Origin of the sequence: Asanoa siamensis, assembly GCF_016862555.1 — a bacterium.
Classification (GTDB): Bacteria; Actinomycetota; Actinomycetes; order Mycobacteriales; family Micromonosporaceae; genus Asanoa; species Asanoa siamensis.
Genome location: NZ_BONE01000021.1, coordinates 33,261 through 53,072, shown reverse-complemented (window position 1 = coordinate 53,072; position 19,812 = coordinate 33,261). Strand labels below are relative to the sequence as shown.

Genomic DNA, 19,812 nt, shown 5'->3' with positions numbered 1-19,812 from the left:
CGCAGCGCGGGGAAGCCGTCAGGCGAAGCCGAGCTGGCGCGCCATGTCGTGGTGCACCGATACGAGTTCGGCGAGCGGGATCGGCTTGCGCGACACCGTGGCGAGGTCCTTGCCCTCCCTGGTGAACGGCGGTGGCAACAGGCTGATGCCCTGGTCGAGCGGGACGGCGGCGACCTCGGCTTGCCAACCCGGCCAGCGCAGGCTCTCGTAGAAGTCCGTCAGCCCGCCGGTGAGGACGGCCTCCAGCCAGTCGCCGTAGCCCGTTTCGAGGTCGTCCCAGGCCAGCCTGTCGGGACCGAAGTAGGCAATGGACGGCCGGGCGCCCGCCGTCCAGGCGAACTGGCCGCCCAGCACGTCGAGGGCGACGACCAGGCGGCCGTCGGCGGGCGGGCCCACCTCCGGCAGCCGGGCGTGGCCGCCGCCGCGCACGCGCAGCCAGCCGTGGTCGACCACCAGGCCGCCGGTCTCGGCGACCACCGCGCCGAGCCACGACCGGGTCGTGATCTCCAGCCCGGCCAGCGCGGCCGCCGCCCGCCCCGGGTCGGCCGGCAGCACCTCCACCGGATAGGGGGCGCCGGCCACCAGCTCCGCGATCTCGGGCCAGGCCGTCACCGGGCGACCGTTTCGGCGGCGACGTCGTCCGCCGCGGACGGCTGCGCCGGGATCGCCGGGTCGGCGGTGGTCACGGCCGTGTCGGCCGGGGCGCGTTGGGCCCGCGCCAGAGCCAGGAACGGCAGGGCGAAGGCGGAGATGACGCCGCTGACGACGTAGGACGCCGGGTAGCTCCAGACGTCGGCCACCCGGCCCAGGATCGGCTGGGCGACCACACCGCCGGTCGAGCTCATCAGGGAGTCGAACGACAGGATGGTGGCCCGCTGCTGCGACGGGATCAGGGCGTTGAGGAACGCCTGCCGGACCGGCATGGTGGCCGCCGAGAGCAGGCCCCACAGCATGATCAGCACCAGTACGACCCAGAAGTTGGCGACCAGGCCGATCACCAGGATCGCCGCCACGCTGAGCAGTTGACCCGCGATCAGCACCGAGGTGCGGCTGCGGAAGCGGGCGCGGATCCGGGCGGTGAGGAAGCCGCCGGCGATCTGCGCTCCGGCGAGCAGCGCCGCCACCAGGCCGGCCACGCCGTAGGCCTGGGGGTCGCCGTAGAGCTCCAGCAGGTAGGGCTGCAGCGCGTAGAAGATGTAGACGCCGACGCCGCCGACGAACGGTGCCGCGAGCATCAGGTAGCGGACCGTGGGCACGCGCAGGCCGTAGTCGATCGAGTTGGTCATGATGCGGCGGATCTCGGCCACCGGGCGGCCCTGCCGGTTGGGGGTGAAGCCCAGGTCGCGCATCACCACGGCCGCCACCACGAACATCACCACGAGCACCGCGGCCCGCACCACGAACGGGACGCCGAGGTTGGTGAGCTGGGCGATGTAGCCACCGCCGACGGAGCCGGCCAGCATCGCCGCGCCCGAGGCGATCTGGGCGCGGGCGAAGACCGTGTCGAGCTGGCCGTCGTAGCCGGTCGCGTGCAGCGCGTCGACCAGCCAGGCCTCGGTGGCGCCGGAGAAGAACGTGAAGCCGAGGCCGAGCAGCGCCGAGACCACCGCCCACTGCCAGAACGGCGCATGGAGGTGCCAGAGCAGCACGTAGAGCGCCGTGGTGACGGCCAAGGTGATGGTGCCGAGCAGGAACGAGGCCACCCGACCGCGCAGGTCGGCGACGATGCCGGTGGGCACCTCGAAGAGCACCATGCCGGCGGTGAAGAACGCGTTGGCGGCGAACGCCTCGAGGTTGTTGAGCCCGGCGTCGAGCAGGAAGATCGTGTTGATGCCCCAGATCAGCGACGCGGCGAGCGTGTTGCCGACGGTGAGGACGTAGTAGATCCGCTTGATGGAAGCCGGCGTGGCGGTCATGCGGCCGGCCTTTCAGCTCGCACGACGGTGTCGATCGCGTCGCGTTGGCCCGCGACCGGGCGGCGGGCCCGCTCGGCGCGCCGCACGACCAGGTCGTCGAGCGTGGCCAGCACGCCGTCGAGCGACCAGAGGCGCTCCAGGTCCTGTGGGCCGCCGGTGCCCTCGGTGAGGTTGGTCTCGTCGTGCCCGACCAGCAGCAGTGTGCCGCCCGGAGCGACCGCGGCCACGGCCCGGCGCAGCACCGGCTGCCACAGCGCCGGCGGCACGTGCAGGTAGGCGATCAGCACCAGGTCGGCTGTCGGCGGCTGGTAGTCGGCGAGGTCGGCGTGCACCCACTCGATGGCGAGGTCACGCGCCCGCGCGATGCGGCGGCCCTTGTCGAGCGCCACGGCGGAGAAGTCGACGGCGGTGACCCGCCAGCCCAGGTCGGCGAGCCAGAGCGCGTTGCGGCCCTCACCCGCGGCCAGGTCGACCGCGCTGCCCGGCGGCAGGGCGGCCAACTCCTGCGCGACGAAGCGGTTGGGGTCGGCGCTCCAGACCAGGTCGGTCTCGGCGTATCTGCGGTCCCACGAGTCGGCGTCCATCGCCGCCAAAGCTATCCCCTGCCACCGACAATGAGGACATGATCAGACGTCGGGTGGTCGTGACGGGTCGGGTACAGGGCGTGTTCTTCCGCGACAGTTGCCGCCGCCAGGCGGTCGCGGCCGGCGTCACGGGGTGGGTCCGCAACCTGCCCGACGGCACCGTCGAAGCCGCGTTCGAGGGGACGTCCGACGCGGTCGATCGCATGGTGAAATGGACTCGCGAAGGGCCGCCCGACGCGGTGGTCTACGGCACCACGGTGTCCGACGAGCCGCCGGAGGGCGACGACACGTTCGCCGTGCTGCCGACGCCACGCTGACGAAAGGGCAGACATGGGAGTGCTCGACCAGTTCCGGCTCGACGGCAAGGTGGCCATCGTCACCGGCGCCTCCTCCGGCCTCGGCGTCGCCACGGCCGTCGGGCTCGCGGAGGCGGGTGCCGACGTGGTGCTCGCCGGCCGCCGGGCCGACCGGCTCGCGCAGACGGTCGCGCTGGTCGAGCAGGCCGGCGGCAAGGCGCACGCGGTGCCCACCGACGTGTCCGACCCCGACGCCTGCCGTGCGCTGGCCGCGGCGGCGGTCGAGCGGTTCGGCCGGCTCGACGTCCTGGTCAACAACGCCGGCGTCGGCACCGCCGTGCCCGCCTCCCGGGAGCAGCCCGACGAGTTCCGGCAGGTGCTCGACATCAACCTGATGGGCTCCTACTGGATGGCCCAGGCGGCGGCCCGGCACATGGCCGACGGCGGCTCGATCATCAACATCTCCAGCGTGCTCGGCCTCGTCTCGGCCGGTCTGCCGCAGGCCGCCTACTCCAGCGCCAAGGCGGGCCTGCTCGGCCTGACCCGCGACCTGGCCGCGCAGTGGACGGGCCGCAAGGGCATCCGGGTCAACGCGATCTGCCCGGGCTTCTTCCCGTCGGAGATGACCGACCAATACCCCGACGGCTACTACGAGCGCCGGATCGCCCAGGTGCCGGCGGGCCGCGCCGGCGACCCGATCGAGCTCGCCGCGACGGTCGTGTTCCTGGCGTCGCCGGGCGCCGGCTACATCACCGGCGCCACGATCGTCGTCGACGGCGGCGGCACTATCGTGTGAGGCTGAGCCGCTTGCGGAAGACCCAGTAGGTCCAGCCCTGGTAGAGCAGCACCAGCGGCAGGAAGACGCCGGCCACGACGGTCATGATCTTCAAGGAGTACGCGCTGGCGGCGGCGTTGGCCACCGTCAGCGTGCCGGCGGGGTCGCCGGTCGACGGCAGCAGGGCCGGGTGCAGCGCGGCGAACAGCGCGACCACGGTCAGCCCGATCGCCGCCGCCGTGCCCGCGAACGCCCAGCCCTCGCGGCGCACCCGGTTGGCACCCAGCGCGGCGACGGCGGCCACAGCCGCGGCGCTGCCCACCCCGATCGCGGCCGGGTCGCGGCGCACGCCGACCAGCATCCAGGCGAGGAAGCCGAGCAGCAGCGCGACCGCGACCGGGCCGAACCGGGCCGCCAGCCTGTTGGCCCGGTCGCGCACCTCGCCGGTCGTCTTGAGCGCCACGAAGACCGCGCCGTGCAGCACGAAGACCGCGGCGAAAGTGGCCGCGCCCAGCAGGGCGAACGGGTTGAGCAGGTCGGCCAGGCCGCCCGCGTACTCGTGGTCGGCGGCGAGCGGCACACCGCGTACGACGTTGGCGAAGATCAGGCCCCAGAGCAGGGCGGGCAGCAACGATCCACACAGGATCGCCCAGTCCCAGCGGGCCCGCCAGGCGGCGTCGTCGCGCTTGCCCCGGAACTCGAACGCCACCCCGCGCACGATCAGCGCCAGCAGGATCAGCAGCATCGGCAGGTAGAAACCGGAGAAGACGCTGGCGTACCAGTGCGGGAAGGCGGCGAACATCGAGCCGGCCGCGGTGATCAGCCAGACCTCGTTGCCGTCCCAGACGGGGCCGATGGTGTTGAGCAGCAGCCGGCGCTCGGCCTGGTCGCGGCCGAACGTGCGCATCAGCACGCCCACGCCGAAGTCGAAGCCCTCCAGCACGAAGTAGCCGACGAACAGGAAGGCGATCGCGAGGAACCAGAAGGTGGGCAGGTCCACTGTGGTCTCCCGTTCAGTAGGCGCCGGCGAGCGCGGGCACGTCGTCGTCTTCCTCGCCGGACTCCTCGTCCGGATCCGGCTTCGGCGGTGGCAGCCCGGCCTTCGCATACCGGAGCAGGAGTCTGCCCTCGATCAGCGCGAGGATCGCGTAGATCAGCGTGAAGGCGAGGAACGAGGTGAGCATCTCGGTCAGCGAGACGCTGCGGGAGACACCGTTGCGGGTGAGCAACTCGCCGAAGACGATCCACGGCTGCCGGCCCATCTCGGTGAAGATCCAGCCCGCCGTGCTCGCGCCGAGCGGCAGCAGCGGCAGGATCAGGCCGGCCCGCAGCAACCAGCGGTTGGTCGGGGTCCGGCCGCGCCGCTGCGACCAGAGCACCAGCAGCGCGATGGCGGCCGCGGCCAGGCCCAGCGTGATCATCACCCGGAAGCTCCAGTAGGTCACCGGGACGATCGGCGAGTAGCTGCCCGGACCGTACTCGGCCGCGTACCGGGCCTGCAGGTCGTTGATGCCCTCGACCGCGCCCTTCGGGTTGCCGGTGGCCAGGAACGAGAGCAGGTACGGCAGCTTGAGCGCGAACACCTCGCGGCTGCCGTCGAGGGTGCCGATGGTCAGCACGGAGAACGACGCCGGCTGTTCGGACTGGTAGAGCGCCTCGGCCGCCGCCATCTTCATCGGCTGCACCTCGGTCATGATCTTGCCCTGGATGTCGCCGGTGAAGACGAGGGCGGCGCTGGACACCAGCGTGACCCAGGCGCCGAGCTTGAGGGCGAACCGGTGCTCGCTCTCGTCCTTCGCCGGCCGCCGGACGACGTGCCAGAGCGAGACCGCGACCAGCAGCGCGCCCGCGACGAGGAACGCGGCGGCCAGCGTGTGCGGGAAGGTGATCAGCGCGACCTTGTTGGTCAGCACGGCCCAGATGTCGGTGAGTTGGGGACGGCCGGTCTCGGGGTTCATCTCGAAGCCGACCGGGTTCTGCATCCAGGAGTTCGCGGCCAGGATGAAGAACATCGACAGCACGCTGCCGAGCGCGGCGGTCCAGATCGTCGCGAGGTGGATCCGTTTCGGCAGCTTCTCCCAGCCGAAGATCCACAGGCCGAGGAACGTCGACTCGAGGAAGAACGCGAGCAGCGCCTCCATCGCCAGCGGCGCGCCGAACACGTCGCCGACGAAGCGCGAGTAGTCGCTCCAGTTCATGCCGAACTGGAACTCCTGGACGATGCCGGTGACCACGCCCATCGCGAAGTTGATCAGGAAGAGCTTCCCGTAGAAGTGGGTCAGGCGCAGGTAGCGCGGGTTGCCGGTGCGGTACCAGAGCGTCTGCAAGGTGGCCACCAGCGGGCCGAGCCCGATGGTCAGCGGCACGAAGAGGAAGTGGTAGACGGTGGTGACACCGAACTGCCAGCGGGCGACGTCGAGCGCGTCCATGCGAACCCCCATTTACTACGGCCAGTAGTAATACTACGGGACGTCGTAGACGCGGAAGTTGTCGGATGTATCACGCCCGCCTCGCCGGACAATGCCGCGCCGGCCCGAGCTGTCCGCCGTTGACATCGGATGTATCGATAACTATGGTCGCGTTCGTGCCGGAGGGCGTGCCATCGATCGATCGTGTCGCGGGGCAGTGGGACGGTCCGCGGGACCGTTGGCCGGCCGCGTTCACGCCCGGCAACGACACGTTCTCGGGGCACCTGCCGGCGCTGGTCGGCGCGCCCGACGCGCTCGCCCGCACCTACTACCGCGCGGCCTGGGCGGTGGTCAGCGGCGAAGCGGCCGGCCCCCGCGCGGCCGCCCTGCTCGACCCGGCCGCCACCCGGGCGCGGCTGCTCGCCGAGTTGGCCGGTGACGCCGACGAGTTCCGGGCCGTCCACGCCTACCTGGCGCTCACCGGCGATCTGGACCTGCTGGCCGAGAAGGCCGGTGGCGCCACCGTGCTCGACCGGATCCGCGCGCTGGTCGCGGCGCCGGTGCCGGGCGGCGAGGTCGCGGCCGACGCCGTGCGGGCCGGCCGGGGCCGGGTGTTCGCGGCACTGCTGCGCCGCCTCGGTGAGGCCGACGAGGCGGCGGTGGTGGAGATCGAGGCGGCCGATCGGGCGCGGGCGGTGCTGGCCCGGTACGCGGGAGCGGGGCGCTGGCGGTCGGCGGAGACATCCGATGACGTGTGCCTCACGGTGGCGACGGAGATCCCGGAGTTCCTCGACCTCCGCCAGCGCGCCGATCTGGCCGACGTGGTTGGGAAGCGGGCCGGCGACGCGTACGCCCTGTGCCGGTTGGGTCGCCACGACCGGGCGGCGGCCGTGCTGGCCGAGGTGGCCCGCCCGGGCGCCGCGGAACTGGAGGCGATCCTGGGCGGCCTGTTCGGGCTTGTCGGCAGCCGGCCGTTCACCGCGCGCGGCTGCGGGCGGCTCGACAACCTGCCCGCAGCGCTCACATCGGATGTATCACAGCCGGACACCCTCCCATGAGGCCGACATCGGTGGTTATCCTCCCTCACACCTCCGATGTATGGGATGGCTTGATGCCTCAGTTCGTGTCGCTGGACACCTATGACGTGCGGTTCCCGACCTCGCTCGAGCTCGACGGGTCGGACGCGATGAACCCCGACCCCGACTACTCCACGGCGTACGTGGTGCTGCGCACCGACGAGCCCGACGCCGCCGAGGGCCATGGCTTCGCGTTCACCATCGGGCGCGGCAACGACGTGCAGACCGCGGCGATCACCGCGCTGCGGCCGTGGCTGGTCGGGCGGGACGTCGAGGAGGTGCTCGGCGACCTGGGCGGGTTCTGGCGCGAGCTCGTGCACGACTCGCAGCTCCGCTGGCTCGGCCCGGAGAAGGGCGTCATGCACATGGCCATCTCGGCCGTGGTCAACGCGCTCTGGGACCTCAAGGCCAAGCGGGCCGGCCTGCCGCTCTGGCGGCTGCTGGCGGAGCTGACCCCGGAGCAGCTCGTCGACCTCGTCGACTTCCGCTACCTGACCGACGCGCTCACCCGCGACGAGGCCCTGGAGATCCTGCGGGCCGCGGAGAAGGGCCGCGCCGAGCGGATCGACACGATCCTGGCCACTGGCTACCCGGCGTACACGACGACCCCCGGCTGGCTCGGGTACGACGACGCGAAGCTGCGCCGGCTCTGCCAGGAGGCGTTGGACCAGGGGTTCACCCAGATCAAGCTCAAGGTCGGCGCGGACCTGGCCGACGACGTCCGCCGGTTGCGGATCGCCCGCGAGGTGTGCGGGCCCGACTTCCGGATCGCGGTCGACGCCAACCAGCGGTGGGACGTGGCCGACGCGATCGAGTGGGTGTCGGCGCTGGCCGAGTTCGACCCGTGGTGGGTCGAGGAACCGACGAGCCCGGACGACGTGGTCGGGCACGCGGCGATCGCCCGCGGGATCGCGCCGATCCCGGTGGCTACCGGTGAGCACGTGCAGAACCGGGTGGTCTTCAAGCAGCTCCTGCAGCTCGGCGGGCTGTCCTACCTGCAGCTCGACGCCACCCGGGTGGCCGGCGTCAACGAGAACGTCGCGATCCTGTTGCTGGCGGCCAAGTTCGGCGTGCCGGTCTGCCCGCACGCCGGCGGCGTCGGCCTCTGCGAGCTGGTGCGGCACCTCTCGATGTTCGACTACGTCGCGGTGTCCGGGACGATGGAGAACCGGGTCGTCGAGTTCGCCGACCACCTGCACGAGCACTTCGTCGACCCGGCCGTGGTCCGGGACGGGCACTACGTGGCCCCGACGATGCCGGGGTTCAGCACGACCATGCGCCCCGAGACACTCTCCGACTACACGTACCCTGATGGGCCGATCTGGAGCGGGAGGCAGTGATGGGTGAGTTCGACGGCCTTTCGGCCGTGGTCACCGGCGGTGGTTCGGGCATCGGCCTGGCGACGGCCCGGTTCCTGGCCGCCCGCGGCGCCACGGTGGCCTGCTTCGACCTCAAGGTCGACGGCATCGACCCCGGCATGGTCGGTGTGGTGGCCGACGTGTCCGACGACGCGGCGGTACGAGCGGGTGTCGCGAGCGCGGCGGAGCGGCTCGGTGGCATCGACATCCTGGTCAACAACGCCGGCATCGGCGCGGCCGGCACCGTCGCCGACAACGACGACGACGAGTGGCACCGGGTGCTCGACGTCAACGTGCTCGGCATGGTCCGGGTCACCCGGGCGGCCCTGCCGCACCTGCGCGCCTCGGCGCACGCCGCGATCGTCAACACCTGCTCGATCGCCGCGACGGCCGGGCTGCCCAACCGCGCGCTCTACAGCGCCAGCAAGGGCGCGGTGCTCTCGCTGACGCTGGCGATGGCGGCCGACCACATCCGCGAGGGCATCCGGGTCAACTGCGTCACGCCGGGCACCGCGGACACCCCCTGGGTGCGCCGGTTGCTCTCGGCGGCGCAGGACCCCGACGCCGAGTTGGCCGCGCTGAAGGCCCGGCAACCCAGCGGGCGGCTGGTCTCGGCCGAGGAGGTCGCCGCCGCGATCGGTTATCTGGCCAGTCCGTCGGCCAGTGCCACCACCGGCACGGTGCTGGACGTCGACGGCGGCATGCACGGGCTCCGGCTGCGGCCGCTCTCGTGACCGCCGCGCTGGCCCTGGGCTGCGCCCAGCTCGGCAACCTCTACCGGGCGATCGACGACGCGCACGCGGCCGCCATCGTCGAGGCGGCCTGGGACGCCGGGATCCGGTACTTCGACACGGCGCCGCACTACGGTCTCGGCCTGTCCGAGCGCCGGCTCGGCGCCTGCCTGGCCGGGCGCCCACGGGCGGAGTTCACGGTCAGCACCAAGGTCGGCCGCAGGCTGGAGCCCGTGCCGGGCGGCGCCGACGGGCTCGACGACGCCGGTTTCGTGGTGCCCGCCACCCACCGGCGCGTCTGGGACTTCAGCCGCGACGGTGTGCGCCGCTCGATCGAGGAGAGCCTCGACCGGCTCGGCCTGGACCGGATCGACCTGGCGCTGCTGCACGATCCCGAGCACAAGCCCGACGAGGCGATCGCGACGGGCTATCCGGCGCTGCGCGAGTTGCGGGCCGAGGGCGTCGTCGGCGCGATCGGAATCGGCTCGATGGACCCGGCCGTCCTGGCCCGGTTCGTCGCGGAGTGTGCGCCGGACGCCGTCATCGTGGCCGGCCGCTACACGCTGCTGGAGCAGCCCGCGCTCGACGCCGTCCTGCCGGCCTGCGAAGCGGCGGGCACGGTGGTGCACAACGCGGGCATCTTCAACAGCGGCCTGCTCGCCGTGGAGCGGCCGCACGCCGGGCTGCCCTACGAGTACGGCCCGGCGCCGGCGGCGTTGGTGGCCCGGGCGGGCGCGATCGCCGACGTCTGCGCGGCGCACGGCAGCACGCTCCCGGCCGCGGCGCTCGCCTTCGCGGGCCGCCATCCGACCGTCCGCTCGGTCATCGTCGGCGCGGACTCGCCCGAGCAGGTTCGGCGCAACGCCGCGCTGTTCGACACCCCGCCGCCGGACGCGCTCTGGCCGGCCCTCGTCGAGGCCGGGTTGCTGGACCCGCGGGCCGTCGCGTGATCGTCGACGCGCACCACCACCTGTGGGCCGCCGGTGCCGGCTACACCTGGCTCGACGAGCCCGGGCTCGAGCCGATCAACCGGACGTTCACGCCGGCCATGGTGACCGCCGAACTCGCCGCCGCGGGTGTCGCGCGCTCGGTGCTGGTCGAGGGCGGCCGGTGCGACACCGCCGAGGCGGCCGTGCTGCTCGGCCACGCCGCGGCCACACCGGAGATCGCCGGCGTCGTCGCCTGGGCCGATCCCTGCGACCCGCACCTCGCCGCGACGCTCGCCGGCTATCGGGCGCTGCCGGGTGGCGAGCGGCTCGTCGGCATCCGATCCCAGGTGCAGGGGGAGTCGGCCGACTACCTTGATCGCGCGGAGGTGCGGGAAGGCCTGGCCACGATCGGGGCCGCGGGCCTCGCGTTCGACCTCGTGGTGCGGGTCGACCAGTTGCCGTCGGCGGCCCGGGTGGCGGCCGCGTTGCCCGACGTGCGGTTCGTCCTCGACCACCTGGGCAAGCCGCGGATCACGGCGGGTGCCGAGGGGCTTGCCGAGTGGCGTGCGGCGATCGCGCCGCTGGCCGACTGCCCCAACGCCACCGCCAAGGTCTCCGGCCTGGCCACCGAGGCCGACTGGACCGCGTGGACGGTCGACGACCTGCGTCCGTACGTGGCCGGCGCGGTCGAGTTGTTCGGCCCGCGGCGGCTGATGCTCGGCTCGGACTGGCCGGTCTGCCTGCTCGCCGGTGACTACGGCACCGTCCGGGCGGCGCTCCTCGACGCCCTCGGTGAGCTGCCGGCGACCGAACGGGCGGCGATCCTGGGCGACACGGCGACCCGCACATACCGCCTGTCCGCGTAGATTTCATCGCGAAGGGTGGGCGGACATGGCACTGACCGACGAGGCGATCGACAAGATCAAGGGCATGATCATGTCCGGGGAGCTGGGCCCGGGTGCCCGGCTGCCGAAGGAGGCCGATCTCGCCGAGCGGCTGGGCCTGTCCCGCAACTCGTTGCGTGAGGCCGTCCGGGCGCTCTCCATGATCCGCGTGCTCGACGTGCGCCAGGGCGACGGCACCTACGTGACGAGCCTCGAACCCACCCTGCTGCTCGACGCGCTCAGCTTCGTCGTCGACTTCCACCGCGACGACACGGTGCTGCAGTTCCTCGAGGTGCGCCGGGTGCTGGAGCCGGCGGCGGCCGCGTTCGCCGCGGAGCGGATGCTCGACGACGACATCGACAAGCTCCAGCTCATCCTCGACGACCTGGGCGACGACCCGACGATCGAGGCGCTGGTGGCCAACGACATCGAGTTCCACCGGCAGATCGCGGTCGGCACCGGCAACACGGTGCTCGCCTCGCTGGTCGAGGGGCTCTCCGGCCCGACCATGCGGGCGCGCATCTGGCGCGGCCTGACCCAGGAGGGCGCCGCCGCCCGCACGCGCGAGCAGCACCAGGCCATCGTCGACGCGATCTCCGGCCGCGAGCCCGACCTGGCCCGCTCCTGGGCGACCGTGCACATCGCCGGCGTCGAGGAGTGGCTGCGCCGCGTGCTGTAGGAAAAGGCGTTGCCCCCGCTGGTACGTTCGACGCATGGGTATGGGCACGTTGTTCATCCGGATCCGCATCGCCTAGCGGCGAGCTGATCCGACTTTCCCTGTTCAGCTCCGCCGCGACCGGTCCGCTGCCGGTGCGGCCCCTCGTGCTGCCCGGCTCCGTCACCAACCTCGCGGAGCACCCTCATGTCTCGCCATCACGGCGGCCGCCACGAGCTGGGCCAGAACTTCCTCGTCGACGCGACGGTCATCGCCGACATCGCGCGCCTCGTCGACGCCACCGACGGGCCGATCCTGGAGATCGGGCCGGGCGACGGCGCGCTCACCCGGCCGTTGAGCCGGTCGGGCCGGCCGCTCACCGCCGTCGAGATCGACCCGCGCCGGGCCAAGCGCCTCGCCGATCAGCTGCCCTCGCACGTCACCGTCCTCAACGAGGACGTGCTGTTCCACCGGCTGCGCGGCCGGCCGGGTGTCGTGGTCGGCAACGTGCCGTTCCACATCACCACCGCGACGCTGCGCTGGTTGCTCGCGGCGCCCCACTGGCGCACCGCCGTGCTGCTGGTGCAGTGGGAGGTGGCCCGGCGCCGCGCGGCGATCGGCGGCGCCAGCCTGCTCACCGCGCGGATGTGGCCCTGGTTCGACTTCAGTGTCCACTCGCGAGTGTCCAAACGCGCCTTCCGGCCGGTGCCGACGGTCGACGGCGGCCTACTGGTGATCCGCCGCAGACCGACGCCGCTGGTCGCCGAACGCGAGCCGTACCAGCGTTTCGTGCACACGGTCTTCACCGGCCGCGGCTACGGCCTGCGCGAGATCCTGACCCGCGCGGCGGGCGTGCCGGCGCCCCTGGCCCGCGACTGGCTGCGCGCGGAGAACCTGCCCACGAACACGCTGCCCCGCGACCTCACCGCGGAGCAGTGGGCAACCCTGTGGGCAACAGTTCGGCGCTCTGGACGTAGTCCATCGCGGCGCTGAACCGGGGATCCGCCAGCCGCTCCTCGGCCAGTTCCGGCGTCAGGTCCAGGAGGTGCTGGTGGATCCAGTAGAGGTTGCCGAACGGGTCCCGGAACCGGCTGACGCGGTCGCCGAAGAACAGCTCGGTCGGCTCGGTGACGACGGTGGCGCCGCGGGCGACCGCGCGGCGCAGCACCTCGGCGTCGTCGGCCACGTAGAACCGGAGGAAGCCGGGTGTCGCCGGCCAGTGTGGACGGCTGTCGAAGAGCATCACGACGGAGTCGCCGATGCGGACCTCCGCGTGCCCGATCGCGCCGTCGACCTCCATGCGGCCGATCTCGTCGCCATCGAAGACCGCGACGAGGAAATCGATGAGTTTTCCAGCCTCACGGTTGATGAGCCACGGGGTGATGGTGTGGTAACCCTCAGGAACGACGTTGGTCATGCGATTGACCGTACGGGCAAACTAGGTCAGCACCGGTCCTACTTGGTAGGGCATGATGAGTGCCGTGACGGACACGCCAGGTCGACTACTCCGCCTGTTGTCCCTGCTCCAGATGCCGCGCGAGTGGCCCGGGAGCGAGCTCGCCGAGCGGCTGCGCGTCAGCCAGCGCACCGTGCGCCGCGACATCGAGCGGCTGCGCGAGCTCGGCTATCCCGTCGAGGCGACGATGGGCGCCGGCGGCGGCTACCGGCTCGCGGCGGGTGCCGCGATGCCCCCGCTGCTGCTCGACGACGAGGAGGCCGTGGCGATCGCCGTCGGGTTGCGCACCACCGCGCGCCAACCGGTCGCCGGCATCGCCGACGCCTCGGTGCGCGCGCTGGCCAAGCTCCAGCAGGTGCTGCCCACCCGGTTGCGGCAACGCGTGGGCGTGCTCACCACAGCCACCGCGCCGGCCGAGACCGCGCTGGTCGACCCCGAGCAGCTCACCGCGCTCGCCGCCGCGGCCGCCGGCAACGAGCGGGTCAACTTCGACTACCGCGACCAGGACGGCATCCCGACGCAGCGGCTGGCCGAGCCGCACCGGCTGGTGATGACTGGGCGCCGCTGGTACCTGGTCGCCTACGACAACGAGCGGCACGACTGGCGCACGTTCCGCGCCGACCGGATCGAGAACACCAAGTCGACCGGCGTCCGGGTGCCGCCCCGCGAGTTGCCGCTCGACGACGCCGCCGCGTTCGTCACCAGCCAACTGCACGACCTGGCGCCGGTGTACGCGGCCGTCGCGACCCTGCGGCTGCCCGCGGCGCAGGCGGCCGCCCGGCTCGGCGACGCCGCCGGCACGCTGGAGCCGTTCGGCGCCGACGAGTGCCGCTGGACCAGCGCGACCGACACCGTCGACTGGCTGGCGTTCCGGCTGGTCTCGCTCGGCTGCGACTTCACCGTGCACGAGCCGCCCGAACTGGTCGACCACCTCCGCCGGGTCGGCGCCAGGGTCGCCCGGGCGACGGCGGGCTAGAATTTTGGATCATGACGGCGTGGGACGTGGCGATCGTCGGCGGCGGCCCGGCCGGGCTCTCCGCCGCCTACGAGTCGGCGCGGGCCGGCGCGCGCACCGTGGTCCTGGAGAAGGCGGTGCATCCGCGCTACAAGACCTGCGGCGGCGGCCTGATCGGCACCACGATCGGCCAGGTCGACGGCCGCATCGCGATCCCGGTCGCCGACCACACCGACACGATGGTGGTCACCCTCGACGGGCGGCGCGAGTTCGTCCGGCGTACGACTGACGGTCCGGTGCTGTCGATGGTGCGGCGCACCGAGTTCGACGACCGGCTGCGGGCGGCGGCGGCCGAGGCGGGCGCGGAGGTGCGCCAGAGCGTCGCGGTGCGCGGCGTCGAGCAGGACCCGTCGGGCGTACGCCTGCGGCTGTCCGACGGCAGCGAGGTGCGCGCGGCGACCGTGGTGGGCGCCGACGGCTCGTCCGGCGTCACCGCGCGGCACGTCGGCGTCGAATACAGCCAGGTCGACCTCGGCCTCGAGGTCGAGGTGCCGATCCCGGCGGCGCAGCGCCCGCGGTGGCGCGGCCGGGTGCTGCTCGACTGGGGCCCGATTCCCGGCTCGTACGGCTGGGTCTTCCCGAAGGACGACGTGCTGACCGTCGGCGTCATCGCCGCGCGCGGCAGCGGCGACCTGACGAAGGCCTACCTGAAGGCGTACGTCGAGCGGATGGGCCTCGCGGGCATCACGCCGGTCGAGGACTCCGGGCACCTGACCCGGGTACGCGCGCTGGACTCGCCGCTGCGCCGCGACCGTGTCCTCGTCGCGGGCGACGCCGCCGGTCTGCTCGAACCGTGGACCCGTGAGGGGATCAGTTTCGCGACACGGTCGGGCGCGATCGCCGGCCGGCACGCCGGAAACGGGGATCTAGCGGGCTATCCGGCCGCGATCGACGCGGCGCTTGGTGCCGAAATGCGGGCCGGGCGCCGGTTGATGGCGACTTTTACCAAGCGCCCCTGGGCGTTCCATGCGGTCTTGGCGAGCCCGCTCGGTTGGCGTATGTTCCGGCGGTGGTGCCGTGGCGAGACCACCTTCGATGCACTCATCGAGAAGCTACCCGTGAAGGTCGCGCTGGCCCTGCTGAGTTGACGTGCCGCCGATGCGGAGGTGACCGTGGAGCCCGACTGGTCGGCGTTGCGCGACAACATCCGGGGTGAGGTGGTGCTGCCCGCGGATCCCGGCTACGAGACGGTCCACCGGCCGGCGATCGCCCGGTTCCAGCACCTGCGCCCGATGGCCGTGGTGCAGTGCGCCGTCGACGCCGACGTGGCCGTCGCGCTGGCCTTCGCGCGGGCGACCGGGGTGCCGTTCGCGGTGCGCGGCGGCGGGCACTCCTTCGAGGGCACCTCGTCGACCGAGGGCATGGTGCTCGACCTGAGCCGGATGGGCGGAGTGTCCTTCCTGGACGCGGGCGCGGCCGCCAACGGTGCCGCGACCGACCGGCTCGTGCGGGTCGGCGCCGGTGCCCGGCTCGGCCACGTCTACGACGCGCTGGCGCCGGCCGGCGTGACGATCCCGGCCGGGTGCGGCCCGGCCGTGGGCATCGGTGGGCTGACACTGGGCGGTGGGCTCGGTGTGCTGGGTCGGGCGTACGGGCTGACGAGTGACGCGCTGCGCGCCGCCCGGGTGGTGCTCGGCGACGGCCGGATCGTCGACTGCGACGACGAGTTGGAGCCCGAGCTGTTCTGGGCCCTGCGCGGCGGTGGCAACGGCACGATCGGCGTCGTCACCTCGCTGGTGTTCGCCTCGGTGCCCGCGCCACCGATGACCTCCTTCCACTTCACCTGGGAGCCCGAGCACCTCCCGGCCGTGCTGGCCGCCTGGCAGACCTGGGCGCCGGCCGCGCCCGACACGATGGCCGCCAGCCTCGTGGTGTCGACCCCGGCCGACCCGGCGCTGATGCCGGTCACCAGCGTCTTCGGCGCGGCGCACGGCACCGAGGAGGCCGACGTCGCCCTGCTGGAGCAGTTCGTCGACCGGGTCGGCGAGCCGGCCGCGACCCAGACCCACCAGCGCGCACCGCACCGCGACACCAAGCGGCTGCTGGCCGACATCGACGTGCACGGCGTGCCGCGCCGCGCCGACGCGCACGCGCACAGCCGCTCCGAGTTCTTCGCGCAGCCGCTCGGCGCCGACATCCTCACCGGGCTGGTCGAGCTGCTGGCCACCGACCGCCGGGCGGGCGAGGAGCGCGAGCTCGATTTCACGCCGTGGGCCGGCGCCTACAACCGGATCCCGACACCGGCCACCGCGTTCCCGCACCGCACGGCGCGGTTCCTGCTCAAGCAGGCCGTGGCGGTGGAGGCCGACGCGAGCGCCGACGAGCGGGTCGCGGCGCGCGACTGGCTCGACCGGTCCTGGCAGCTCACGCACCCGGCCGGCACGGGCGGTGTCTACCCGAACTTCCCGGACCCGGTGCTCGACAACCCGGCCCGCGCCTACTACGGCGTCAACGCCGACCGGCTGCGCGACGCCGTCCGGGCCTACGACCCGGACGGCGTCTTCGGCTTCCTCGCGGGGATGGGCGCGGCTACTTAGCCCCGAGGTCGCCCAGGGCCTTGTCGGCGCCGCGGTGCAGCGGGACCGGATCGGTCTGGCGGGCGGTCTCCAGGCTGATCTCCTTGGCGGCCGCGTTCGCCTGCTCCAGCTGGGTCTTGCGGTCGAACAGGGCCTTGGTCAGCGTGCAGGCCACGTTGGCGTCCAGGTCGTCCTTCACCAGCAGCAGGTTCGGCACCACGATGGTCTTCGCGTCGGCCGGCAGGCCGTAGGTGTTGGCCGGGACCGTGCCCTCCTCGTACGCCGGACTGATCTTGTTCATCTCCGGCAGCAGCGGCGCGATGTCGATGAACGTCACCTGGTCCTTGGCCGTGGTGAACAGGTCGGTGACGCCCGGGGTGGGCAGGCCGCCCGACCAGAACATCGCGTCGATCGAGCCGTCCTTCATGCCGTCGACGGTCTTCTGGAGGTCGAGGCGCTGGGCGCTGACGTCCTTGGCCGGGTCGAGGCCCGCCGACTGGAGCAGCCGGTTGGCGATGACCTCGGTGCCGGACCGGGGTGAGCCGGTGGAGACCCGCTTGCCGCGCATGTCGGCGACCGTGGTGATGTTGGCGCCCTTGCGCGCGATCACCTGCGTGTAGTTGGTGTAGATGCGGGCCAGCGCCGCGATCGGCTGCGGCGCAGTGAAGCTGCCCTTGCCCTGCGTCGCGTCGGACGCCGTGTCGGCGAGCGAGAACGCCACCTGGTAGGTGCCGGCGACGAGTTGCTGGATGTTCTGCACGGACGCGCCGGTCTCGGCCGCGGTGCCCTTGACCTTGCCGCCGGTCGCGGCCGAGAGTTGCTCCGCGTACGCGTTGCCGAGCGCGAAGTAGACCCCCGTGGCGTTGCCGGTCGCGATGCCGATCCGGGTCTCGGTGGCCACCTCGCAGGTCACCTCGTCGCCGGTGTCGGTGCCGGCGACGTCCTGCCGCCCACCGCAGCCGGCGAGGGCGACACCGAGACCGACGACGAGGGCGGCGGACCAGACTCTGCTGACACGTCTCATGTGGACTCCTTCTCGAGGGACGACGGTGCGGAGGTCGATGGCGCCGGGTCCGCGGCGGGCGACGGGTCCGGGGCGGGCGCCCGGTCCGGGGCGGGTGTGTCCGGTCCCGACCGGCGGCGCCACCAGACGAGGGCCGCGGCGGCCAGCAGGAGCACGGTCGCCGCCCCGATGCTCACCGGGTGCAGGTAGAGCAGGAGCAGCCCGGCCAGCCCGGCGAGCGCCCGGGCGGCGGGGCCGGCCGGGCCGACGCCGAGTAGCCAGCCGCCGCTGGCCACCGCCAGTGCCGCCACCGCGGCGCAGGCCGCCATCGTCGTCCAGACGACGCCGAGCCACGGGCCGCGCGCCAGCAGGTATTCGCCCGGCTCGGTCAGCACGAAGGCGATCGGCACCAGGAACGCCGGCAGCGCGTACTTCAGCGCCTGCCACATCGTCGGCACGGTGCGCCCGCCGGTGATGGCCGACGCGCCCACCGCGGCCAGTGCCGTCGGTGGGGTCACCTCGGAGAGCACCGAGTAGTAGAAGACGAACATCGCCGCGGCTGGTGCCGGCACGTCGAGCGCCAGCAGGGCCGGGCCGATGATGACCCAGCCGATGATGAACGAGGCCGTGACCGGCACCGCGAGGCCGAGCAGGGAGAGCGCCACGGCGGCGAGCACCACGGTCAGCGCGAGCACGACCGTCCGGTTGTCGGCCATGGCCTCGGCGGCCCGCACGAGCAGCGACGCGAGTTGCGCGCCCAGGCCGGTCTTCGTGGTGATCGCGGTGATGATGCCGGCCGCCGCACAGACGGCCGCCACCGGCAGCACGCCCCGCACGCCGGCGGAGAGGGCCTCGAACAACCGCCGCGGTGTCAGCCACGCCCGGCGGTCCAAGAAGGACAGTGCGAAGGCCAGGATGGTCGCGTACACGACGGCTTTCGTCGCACTGACCCCGACGGCGAGCAGCACGACGATGGCGACCAGCGACGAGAAGTGGTAGCCGAACCGGGCCAGCAGCTTCCACACCGACGGCACCGAGAGGTCCACCGGGCGCACCTTGAACCGGCGCGCGTCGATCTCGACGGCGAGCAGGATGCCCAGGTAGTAGAGGACCGTCGGGATCATCGCCCAGCCGAGCACGACGAGGTAGGAGACCTCGAGGTATTCGGCGACGATGAACGCGGCCGCGCCCAGCGTCGGCGGCGAGAGGATCGCGCCTACGCCGGCCGCCGCCAGCATGCCGCCGGCCTGCTCGGGCGGATAGCCCGCGCGGCGCAGGATCGGCCAGGTGACCGCGCCGACACTCACCGCGGTCGCCGTGCCCGAACCCGAGACGGTGCCGAGCAGGAAGCCGGAGGCCACCGCGGTGCGCCCGGCGGCGCTGCGCGAGCGGCGGAACGCGGCCACCGACAGGTCGACGAAGAACCGGCCCGCGCCGGAGAGGTCGAGCACGGCGCCGTAGATGGTGAACAGCACGACGTACGACGCGGCGACGTCGAGCGGCGTGCCGTAGAAGCCGCTGCCGGAGTTGTAGAGCGCGTCGACGATCTGGTCGAAGTCGAGGCCCGCGTGTGCGATCGACCAACTCTGCGGCAACAGCCCGCCGTAGTAGCCGTAGCCCAGGAAGAGCAGGCAGACCAGCGGCAGGACCCAGCCCGTGGTGCGCCGGCAGGCCTCGACGACCAGCACCAGCAGCACCGCGCCCATCGCGATGTCGGCGGGCTCGAGCAGTCCCTGCCGGTCGAGGAACGCGTTGTAGCCGCCCAGCACGGGATAGAGGCAGACGCCGACGGTCAGCACGGCGAGGACCCAGTCGACCACGGTCGGCCGGTCGCGGTCGGCGGGACGCCAGCGCGCGGGCACCGGCACGCCGCTGCGGTAGGCGAGGAAGACCAGTGGCAGCGTGCCGGCCAGGAAGACGATCAGGTAGTACTGGCTGCCCTGCGGCAACGGGCGGAAGACCTGGACCAGCACGAGTACGGCGACGGCGAAGGCGACGATCGCGACGCCCCACCCGATGCGCCCGGAGAGGACCCGGGCCGGACGCTCCTCGTCGTCGAACTCCGGCAGGTCGGCCGGCGCATCCACAGTGGACGTGATAGTCGGTCGGTTGATCGGCGGTTGTGCATCCGACATGTCCGGACCCTACTACGACATCGAACCATGCTCAGCTTTCGATGCGCGTCCGTAAGGTGCTGACCAGGGCGCATG

General features: G+C 72.7%; 20 protein-coding genes. 12 read left to right on the top strand and 8 right to left on the bottom strand.

What is annotated here, in order from left to right; genetic code table 11:
• Positions 1-18 precede the first annotated feature (18 nt).
• The 3 genes from Asi02nite_RS15020 to Asi02nite_RS15010 are packed head-to-tail and all read right to left on the bottom strand — an operon-like array spanning position 19 to position 2,500.
• On the bottom strand, positions 19-612 hold the full coding sequence (locus tag Asi02nite_RS15020) for a DUF2625 family protein (protein ID WP_203713421.1): 594 nt from the start codon (positions 610-612) through the stop codon (positions 19-21).
• Positions 609-1,916, bottom strand: coding sequence for an MFS transporter (locus Asi02nite_RS15015; RefSeq protein WP_203713419.1), 1,308 nt, complete (start codon positions 1,914-1,916; stop codon positions 609-611). Before Asi02nite_RS15015 ends, Asi02nite_RS15020 begins: the two co-directional genes overlap by 4 nt.
• Positions 1,913-2,500, bottom strand: coding sequence for a class I SAM-dependent methyltransferase (locus tag Asi02nite_RS15010; RefSeq protein ID WP_203713417.1), 588 nt, complete (start codon positions 2,498-2,500; stop codon positions 1,913-1,915). Before Asi02nite_RS15010 ends, Asi02nite_RS15015 begins: the two co-directional genes overlap by 4 nt.
• Positions 2,501-2,538: 38 nt before the next feature.
• Here Asi02nite_RS15010 and Asi02nite_RS15005 point away from each other — a divergent pair, with 38 nt between their 5' ends.
• Entirely contained in the window at positions 2,539-2,817 is a 279-nt protein-coding gene (locus tag Asi02nite_RS15005; RefSeq protein ID WP_203713416.1) for an acylphosphatase, read from the top strand.
• Positions 2,818-2,830: 13 nt separating this feature from the next.
• Positions 2,831-3,592, top strand: a complete 762-nt coding sequence (locus tag Asi02nite_RS15000) for an SDR family NAD(P)-dependent oxidoreductase (protein ID WP_203713415.1) — start codon at positions 2,831-2,833, stop codon at positions 3,590-3,592.
• Here the strand turns inward: Asi02nite_RS15000 and cydB are convergent.
• Together cydB and Asi02nite_RS14990 are read right to left on the bottom strand one after the other, a co-directional pair.
• The gene (gene cydB, locus Asi02nite_RS14995) at positions 3,582-4,571 is read right to left on the bottom strand and encodes a cytochrome d ubiquinol oxidase subunit II (RefSeq protein ID WP_203713414.1); all 990 of its coding nucleotides are present in this window, start codon (positions 4,569-4,571) and stop codon (positions 3,582-3,584) included. The genes Asi02nite_RS15000 and cydB overlap by 11 nt on opposite strands.
• A 13-nt stretch (positions 4,572-4,584) precedes the next feature.
• Positions 4,585-6,000, bottom strand: a complete 1,416-nt coding sequence (locus tag Asi02nite_RS14990; RefSeq protein WP_203713413.1) for a cytochrome ubiquinol oxidase subunit I — start codon at positions 5,998-6,000, stop codon at positions 4,585-4,587.
• 155 nt (positions 6,001-6,155) lie between these two features.
• On the opposite strand from Asi02nite_RS14990, the gene Asi02nite_RS14985 reads away from it, so the two are divergent.
• From Asi02nite_RS14985 to erm, 7 genes are all read left to right on the top strand, one after another.
• On the top strand, positions 6,156-7,037 hold the full coding sequence (locus tag Asi02nite_RS14985; protein WP_203713412.1) for a hypothetical protein: 882 nt from the start codon (positions 6,156-6,158) through the stop codon (positions 7,035-7,037).
• 53 nt (positions 7,038-7,090) lie between these two features.
• Positions 7,091-8,395 carry an L-fuconate dehydratase gene (locus Asi02nite_RS14980; RefSeq protein WP_203713411.1) on the top strand — a complete coding sequence of 435 codons (1,305 nt, stop codon included), beginning with the start codon at positions 7,091-7,093 and terminating at the stop codon, positions 8,393-8,395.
• Entirely contained in the window at positions 8,395-9,147 is a 753-nt protein-coding gene (locus Asi02nite_RS14975) for an SDR family NAD(P)-dependent oxidoreductase (RefSeq protein WP_203713409.1), read from the top strand. The genes Asi02nite_RS14980 and Asi02nite_RS14975 overlap by 1 nt, the downstream gene beginning before the upstream one ends.
• Complete coding sequence (locus Asi02nite_RS14970; RefSeq protein ID WP_203713408.1) at positions 9,144-10,094, top strand: aldo/keto reductase; 951 nt, start codon at positions 9,144-9,146, stop codon at positions 10,092-10,094. The genes Asi02nite_RS14975 and Asi02nite_RS14970 overlap by 4 nt, the downstream gene beginning before the upstream one ends.
• Positions 10,091-10,939 carry an amidohydrolase family protein gene (locus Asi02nite_RS14965; RefSeq protein WP_203713407.1) on the top strand — a complete coding sequence of 283 codons (849 nt, stop codon included), beginning with the start codon at positions 10,091-10,093 and terminating at the stop codon, positions 10,937-10,939. Before Asi02nite_RS14970 ends, Asi02nite_RS14965 begins: the two co-directional genes overlap by 4 nt.
• 25 nt (positions 10,940-10,964) lie before the next feature.
• The gene (locus Asi02nite_RS14960; protein ID WP_203713406.1) at positions 10,965-11,636 is read left to right on the top strand and encodes a FadR/GntR family transcriptional regulator; all 672 of its coding nucleotides are present in this window, start codon (positions 10,965-10,967) and stop codon (positions 11,634-11,636) included.
• A gap of 183 nt (positions 11,637-11,819) precedes the next feature.
• A complete protein-coding gene (gene erm / locus Asi02nite_RS14955) occupies positions 11,820-12,605 on the top strand; it encodes a 23S ribosomal RNA methyltransferase Erm (protein WP_203713405.1) in 786 nt (261 codons plus the stop codon).
• Here erm and Asi02nite_RS14950 read toward each other — a convergent pair.
• Positions 12,535-13,029 (bottom strand): VOC family protein, encoded by a 495-nt coding sequence (locus tag Asi02nite_RS14950; protein WP_203713404.1) that lies wholly within the window; start codon positions 13,027-13,029, stop codon positions 12,535-12,537. The genes erm and Asi02nite_RS14950 overlap by 71 nt on opposite strands.
• A gap of 64 nt (positions 13,030-13,093) precedes the next feature.
• On the opposite strand from Asi02nite_RS14950, the gene Asi02nite_RS14945 reads away from it, so the two are divergent.
• The 3 genes from Asi02nite_RS14945 to Asi02nite_RS14935 are packed head-to-tail and all read left to right on the top strand — an operon-like array spanning position 13,094 to position 16,620.
• Positions 13,094-14,044 (top strand): helix-turn-helix transcriptional regulator, encoded by a 951-nt coding sequence (locus Asi02nite_RS14945; RefSeq protein WP_203713403.1) that lies wholly within the window; start codon positions 13,094-13,096, stop codon positions 14,042-14,044.
• Between the two features lie 11 nt (positions 14,045-14,055).
• On the top strand, positions 14,056-15,171 hold the full coding sequence (locus tag Asi02nite_RS14940) for a geranylgeranyl reductase family protein (RefSeq protein WP_203713402.1): 1,116 nt from the start codon (positions 14,056-14,058) through the stop codon (positions 15,169-15,171).
• Between the two features lie 18 nt (positions 15,172-15,189).
• Positions 15,190-16,620, top strand: a complete 1,431-nt coding sequence (locus Asi02nite_RS14935; RefSeq protein WP_203713401.1) for an FAD-binding oxidoreductase — start codon at positions 15,190-15,192, stop codon at positions 16,618-16,620.
• Here the strand turns inward: Asi02nite_RS14935 and Asi02nite_RS14930 are convergent.
• Together Asi02nite_RS14930 and Asi02nite_RS14925 are read right to left on the bottom strand one after the other, a co-directional pair.
• Positions 16,613-17,623, bottom strand: coding sequence for a TAXI family TRAP transporter solute-binding subunit (locus tag Asi02nite_RS14930; RefSeq protein WP_203713400.1), 1,011 nt, complete (start codon positions 17,621-17,623; stop codon positions 16,613-16,615). The genes Asi02nite_RS14935 and Asi02nite_RS14930 overlap by 8 nt on opposite strands.
• On the bottom strand, positions 17,620-19,737 hold the full coding sequence (locus Asi02nite_RS14925) for a TRAP transporter permease (protein ID WP_203713399.1): 2,118 nt from the start codon (positions 19,735-19,737) through the stop codon (positions 17,620-17,622). Before Asi02nite_RS14925 ends, Asi02nite_RS14930 begins: the two co-directional genes overlap by 4 nt.
• Between the last annotated feature and the right edge of the window lie 75 nt (positions 19,738-19,812).

Coding starts and splice junctions, on each gene's coding strand:
- Asi02nite_RS15015 (WP_203713419.1), bottom strand. CDS start 1,916: ATGACCGCCACGCCGGCTTCCATCAAGCGGATCTACTACGTCCTCACC.
- Asi02nite_RS15010 (WP_203713417.1), bottom strand. CDS start 2,500: ATGGACGCCGACTCGTGGGACCGCAGATACGCCGAGACCGACCTGGTC.
- Asi02nite_RS15005 (WP_203713416.1), top strand. CDS start 2,539: ATGATCAGACGTCGGGTGGTCGTGACGGGTCGGGTACAGGGCGTGTTC.
- Asi02nite_RS15000 (WP_203713415.1), top strand. CDS start 2,831: ATGGGAGTGCTCGACCAGTTCCGGCTCGACGGCAAGGTGGCCATCGTC.
- Asi02nite_RS14990 (WP_203713413.1), bottom strand. CDS start 6,000: ATGGACGCGCTCGACGTCGCCCGCTGGCAGTTCGGTGTCACCACCGTC.
- Asi02nite_RS14980 (WP_203713411.1), top strand. CDS start 7,091: ATGCCTCAGTTCGTGTCGCTGGACACCTATGACGTGCGGTTCCCGACC.
- Asi02nite_RS14975 (WP_203713409.1), top strand. CDS start 8,395: ATGGGTGAGTTCGACGGCCTTTCGGCCGTGGTCACCGGCGGTGGTTCG.
- Asi02nite_RS14960 (WP_203713406.1), top strand. CDS start 10,965: ATGGCACTGACCGACGAGGCGATCGACAAGATCAAGGGCATGATCATG.
- erm (WP_203713405.1), top strand. CDS start 11,820: ATGTCTCGCCATCACGGCGGCCGCCACGAGCTGGGCCAGAACTTCCTC.
- Asi02nite_RS14950 (WP_203713404.1), bottom strand. CDS start 13,029: ATGACCAACGTCGTTCCTGAGGGTTACCACACCATCACCCCGTGGCTC.
- Asi02nite_RS14940 (WP_203713402.1), top strand. CDS start 14,056: ATGACGGCGTGGGACGTGGCGATCGTCGGCGGCGGCCCGGCCGGGCTC.
- Asi02nite_RS14930 (WP_203713400.1), bottom strand. CDS start 17,623: ATGAGACGTGTCAGCAGAGTCTGGTCCGCCGCCCTCGTCGTCGGTCTC.
- Asi02nite_RS14925 (WP_203713399.1), bottom strand. CDS start 19,737: ATGTCGGATGCACAACCGCCGATCAACCGACCGACTATCACGTCCACT.